The 4,797-nt window shown below is 63.8% G+C and carries 5 protein-coding genes and 1 pseudogene; 5 read left to right on the top strand and 1 reads right to left on the bottom strand.

Annotation, left to right across the window (positions count from 1 at the left end):
- The 5 genes from VFJ08_RS05575 to VFJ08_RS05555 form a co-directional block, all read left to right on the top strand.
- A partial coding sequence (locus tag VFJ08_RS05575; protein WP_324996015.1) for an FAD-binding oxidoreductase occupies window positions 1-1,022 on the top strand: 1,022 nt, incomplete at its 5' end.
- Window positions 1,019-1,756 (top strand): SDR family oxidoreductase, encoded by a 738-nt coding sequence (locus VFJ08_RS05570; protein ID WP_324996013.1) that lies wholly within the window; start codon window positions 1,019-1,021, stop codon window positions 1,754-1,756. The genes VFJ08_RS05575 and VFJ08_RS05570, both read left to right, overlap by 4 nt.
- A complete protein-coding gene (locus VFJ08_RS05565) occupies window positions 1,753-3,231 on the top strand; it encodes a hypothetical protein (protein ID WP_324996011.1) in 1,479 nt (492 codons plus the stop codon). Before VFJ08_RS05570 ends, VFJ08_RS05565 begins: the two co-directional genes overlap by 4 nt.
- Window positions 3,232-3,309: 78 nt before the next feature.
- Window positions 3,310-3,558, top strand: coding sequence for a FitA-like ribbon-helix-helix domain-containing protein (locus VFJ08_RS05560; RefSeq protein ID WP_324996009.1), 249 nt, complete (start codon window positions 3,310-3,312; stop codon window positions 3,556-3,558).
- Window positions 3,555-3,974: a type II toxin-antitoxin system VapC family toxin gene (locus VFJ08_RS05555; protein ID WP_324996007.1), complete on the top strand. Its 420-nt coding sequence runs from the start codon at window positions 3,555-3,557 to the stop codon at window positions 3,972-3,974. The genes VFJ08_RS05560 and VFJ08_RS05555 overlap by 4 nt, the downstream gene beginning before the upstream one ends.
- A gap of 117 nt (window positions 3,975-4,091) precedes the next feature.
- On the opposite strand, the pseudogene VFJ08_RS15725 reads toward VFJ08_RS05555, so the two are convergent.
- A pseudogene (locus VFJ08_RS15725) lies at window positions 4,092-4,797 on the bottom strand (hypothetical protein); the annotation flags it as partial.

Genomic DNA, 4,797 nt, shown 5'->3' with positions numbered 1-4,797 from the left:
TCACGCCGGGGACCCAGTTCGTGACCGTGGCCGGCGCGATCGCCAACGATGTGCACGGCAAGAACCACCACGTCGCCGGCACCTTTGGGCGGCATGTGCTCGACTTCGATCTGACGGCCGGCGACGGCACCACGCGTACCTGTAGCCTGCGCACGAACGCCGAGTTGTTCGCGGCCACCGTGGGCGGTCTCGGCCTGACCGGCCTGATCACGCGCGTGCGTATGCGACTCAAGCGCGTGACCGGCGCGTTCATGGATGTCGATACGCATCGCTTCGACAGCCTGCGCGCGTTCTTCGAGCTCTCGGCTGCCTCGGAAACCGACTACGAGTACACCGTGGCCTGGGTCGATTGCAGCGCCACCGGCGATAAACTCGGCCGCGGCTGGTTCATGCGCGCCAATCATCGGCCGGCGATGGGCCAGCCCAATGCCCCTGGGCCGAAAGCCGGGCCGAACTTTGCGTTCACGCCACCGTTCTCGCTGATGAACCCGGCCACGCTCGGGCCGCTGAACCGGCTGTATTTTCATCGCAAGCGACGCCGGCATTTTCGCTCTACTCAGCATTATCAGCCGTATTTCTATCCGCTGGACGGCATCCGCAACTGGAACCGGGCGTACGGCCCGGCCGGTTTCTATCAGTACCAGTGCGTGGTGCCGCCGGGCGATGCTCGGGCTTCGATCGCCGAGCTGCTCGAGCGCATCGGGGCCTCCGGCCAGGGCTCGTTCTTGTCCGTGCTCAAGGTATTCGGCGATATACCCTCGCCCGGCATGCTGTCGTTTCCGCGCCCGGGTACGACCCTGGCGCTGGATTTTCCCAATCGCGGCGAGGCCACGCGCCGGTTATTGGATTCGCTGGACGAGGTGGTCATGGCCGCGGGCGGCGCGGTGTACCCGGCCAAGGACGCCCGCATGTCGAACGCCGCCTTTCAGCAGTATTTTCCGCGCTGGCGCGAATTCGCGGCGTATGTCGATCCGGCGTTTTGTTCGAACTTTTGGCTTCGTGTGACGGGAGACAACGCATGAACCGTATTCTTATCGTGGGCGCGACCTCGGCGATCGCCGAAGCCGCCGCCCGTCGCTTCGCCGAACGCGGCGACACCCTATTCCTGGTCGCGCGCAGCCGCGATAAGCTCGATCCGGTCGCACAAGACCTGTCGGTGCGCGGCGCGGCCCGGGCGACGGCCTATGCCATGGACGCCGACGACCTAGCGGCGCACGGTGCGATGCTGGATGCCGCCGAGGCCGATCTCGGCGGCATCGACACGGCGTTCATCGCCTACGGCACGCTGCCCGATCAGACCGCCTGCGCCGCCGATCCGGCCGCCGCGGTGGCCGCCTGGCATACCAACGCGGTGAGCGTGATCGCGCTCGTCACCGATCTCGCCAACCGCATGCAGGCCCACGGCGCCGGCCTGATCGCCGTGATCTCCTCGGTGGCCGGCGACCGCGGCCGCGCCAGCAACTATGTCTATGGCAGCGCCAAGGCCGGGGTCAACACGTTCCTCGACGGCCTGCGGCACCGGCTGCACGGCTCGGGCGTGGACGTGCTCACCATCCGCCCCGGCCTGGTCGACACGCCGATGACCGCGGATTTGCCCAAGGGCCCGCTGTTCGCCAGCGCCGACAAGGTCGGCGGGGACATCGTGGCGGCCATCGACAAGCGCCGCGCGGTCGTCTATACGCCCGCCTTCTGGCGCGTGATCATGACCGTCATCAAGGCCGTGCCACGCACCGTCTTTCATCGCACCAAGCTATGAACACCGACCGCGGTGCGCGCCGCGTTCCGGCCGATCGGTGGGCGGTCTGCGGGCTCATCGCGGTTTATGTGATCTCGCGCGTCGCGGCCTACGCGGCGGGTGTGCGCTTCGATCTGTCGCCGATGGGCACCTCGTGGCAGATTCTCGATCCGGTGCTGCTGCGCCACGATCTGCTCACCAGCCTGTGGTACATGCCCGGCCAGCCGCCGCTGTACAACCTGCTGCTCGGTATCGTGGTCAAGCTATCGGCGCTGATCGGCGGCGGCGATTTCACCACCGCGGCGCTGTTCCGGGTGGTGTTTTCGCTCATGGCCATCGGCTCGACGCTGCTGCTCTACGGCCTTCTGCGACGAGTCGGCGCCGGAGTGGCGGTCGCCGCAACCGTTGCCGGGCTGTTCATGTGCTCGCCCGCGCTGATGCTCTACGAGAGCCTGCCGTACTACACGGTCATCGTGCTGGTGCTGCTGGTGGCGATCGTCTGGCTGTTCGATGCCTGTTTGCGCGATTTCGGGCCGAAGCGCGCGCTCGCGCTGTTCGCGGCGATGGCGGCGTTGATTTATACCCGCTCGCTATTCCAGATCGAGTGGTTCGTGGTGCTCGCCGCCTATGCCGTGCTGGTGCTGCCGGGACACCGGCGCGCGGTTCTGCTTGCCGCGGCGGTTCCGTTCGTGCTCGTTCTGGCGCTGTATGCCAAGAACATGACGGTGACTGGACAATTCTCGACTTCGGACTGGATGGGCATGAGTCTGGCCAAACTCACCACGCTGAAACTCGATCATGCCGAACGCGAGCGATTGGTCGAGCAAGGCCGTATGACGCCGCTCGCGCTCGACGACAAAGCCTTCGATATTCCCGAATCCTATGAGGGCACGGTGGTGCAACGCCCGCACACCGGCATCGCCGTGCTCGACAACAAACGCAAGAGCACCGGGCACGTCAACTTCAACTATCTGCCCTACGCGAAGATTTCGGACATGGCGCGCCATGACGCGCTGGTTACGATTCGCACGCATCCGGGCGTCTATCTGGAATCGATAGGCACGGCCTGGCTGATGTTCTGGCGGCCGTCCAGCGACTACCCGTTCCTCAAGGCCAACCGCGAGGCGATCCAACCCTGGGCCTGGCTGTATGCCAAGGTGATCGGCGGCCAGCCGGTCTATCCGGACAACCCCCGATTCGATCTGAAACCGGCCACGATCGGTATTTTTATTGCCGCCGGCTATATCATCGCGGCGCTGTTCGGCCTGGGCCTGTTTTTGCGCTGCGCGTGGCGGCGCCGCGTTTCAAACCTCGACGCCACGCTGATCTTCGTCTGGCTCAACGTCATGTACGTCAGCGTGATCGGCAATATGTTCGAGATCGGCGAAAACCAGCGCTTTCGCTTCGCGATCGACCCGCTGATCACGATGCTGCTCGTGGCGATGCCGGTGCTTGCCCGTCGCCGATCCAAATCGCGACCCCGAGTTGCTCATTGATCCGAGCGCCGCACGTAGCTTGCCTGGCATGCCATCAGTGATTAAAATCCAATCATTGATTAATCATGAGTAGAGATTATGGCGAGCATGACGATTCGGCATATCGATGATCAACTCAAGGCGCGCTTGCGGGTGCAAGCGGCCCGGAACGCCCGTTCGATGGAGGATGAAGCGCGGAATATCTTACGGTCAGCCTTGTCGATCGAGCTCGACCCGGGCCAGGGGCTGGTCGCAGCCATCCGTGCCCGGATCGAGCCGCTAGGCGGCGTGGAATTGGAAAGCCCTTCGCGAGAGGCGATACGAAACCCCATCGACCCGGATCAATGATCGTCCTGGATACCAACGTCCTCTCGGAATTGCTTCGACCGGTTCCTGAAGCCGAAGTGGTGACTTGGGTAGCCAAACAACCACGGCCTGCCTTATTCACAACCACAGTGTCGCGCGGCGAGATACTCTACGGCCTCCGTCTTTTGGCTGATGGTCAGCGTCGGCAACGCTTATGGGCAGCGGCGCTGGCGATCTTTGACGAAGACTTGGCAGGCCGGACTCTGAGCTTCGATAATGCCGCTGCCGATACCTATGCCGAAATCGCCGCGGTCAGGCGGGAATCAGGGCGGCCGATCAGCCAATTCGATGCCATGATCGCCTCGGTGACCTATTCCCGAGGTGCCAGCCTGGCGACGCGGAACGTACGAGATTTTGAAGGCTGTGGTATTGATGTGATCAATCCTTGGGAAGAATAAGCTACGGACAGGGCAATCCAACGCTTTGGATCCGGTCGACATGTCGAATCCAATCGGACAGCCAGCCGCGATATGGCCGATAACCGCCGTTCTGGTAGATCGGAATGCTCGTTAAAATTACCGGCGCCACGCAACGGCCGCGGCCGCCAGTTGGACGGCGCCGCCGATTAGCAGGGCCGCACGCAGGCCCGGAAATCCGCCGCCGGCGAAGGCGAATACTGCGCCCAGCGCCGCCACCCCGAGCGTCGCCCCGACCATACGGGCGACATTGATCAACGCGGCCGCACTGCCCGAGCGGGCCGTCGATACCGCCCCAACCGCGGCCCCCATGAGCGGACCGGTCGCCAAGCCCATGCCCAGCCCGGTCAAGGCCACTCCGACCTCGGTGCCCGCCAGGCCGACGGTCGATGCCGTGAGCGCGACTATTAACTTGGCACCAAAACAGCTGAAATATCGGCTGTTTTCAACGCACCCGAAAATCAAGGCCGGCACATGTCCGTCCTTGATTTTCAAGTGCTTCGCGGCCGATGGCCGCGGCGAGCACGCGTTTGCGTACTCGCGCTATTAACCCGGCATGAAGGTATTTTCATGCCGGGTTAATAACAGCAAACCGCAGTCGATCACCGCCACCCCGCCGCCGGTCACGATGGCCGAGCCCAAACGCTGCTCCAACACACCCGAGTAAGACGATACGGCCACGAACACCAGCGCCATCGGCATCAGAGCAAGACCGGCGCCTATCGGGCCCAGCACGTCCGTGCTCTGCCAGGTCAGTGGCAGCAGAAACAGCAGACCATACATGCCGAATGTCATGCCGCCAGTG

It is taken from the genome of Salinisphaera sp. (assembly GCF_035690525.1).
Classification (GTDB): Bacteria; Pseudomonadota; Gammaproteobacteria; order Nevskiales; family Salinisphaeraceae; genus Salinisphaera.
The sequence above is the reverse complement of the archived record's forward strand: the minus strand, read 5'-3'. Positions and strand labels throughout refer to the sequence as shown.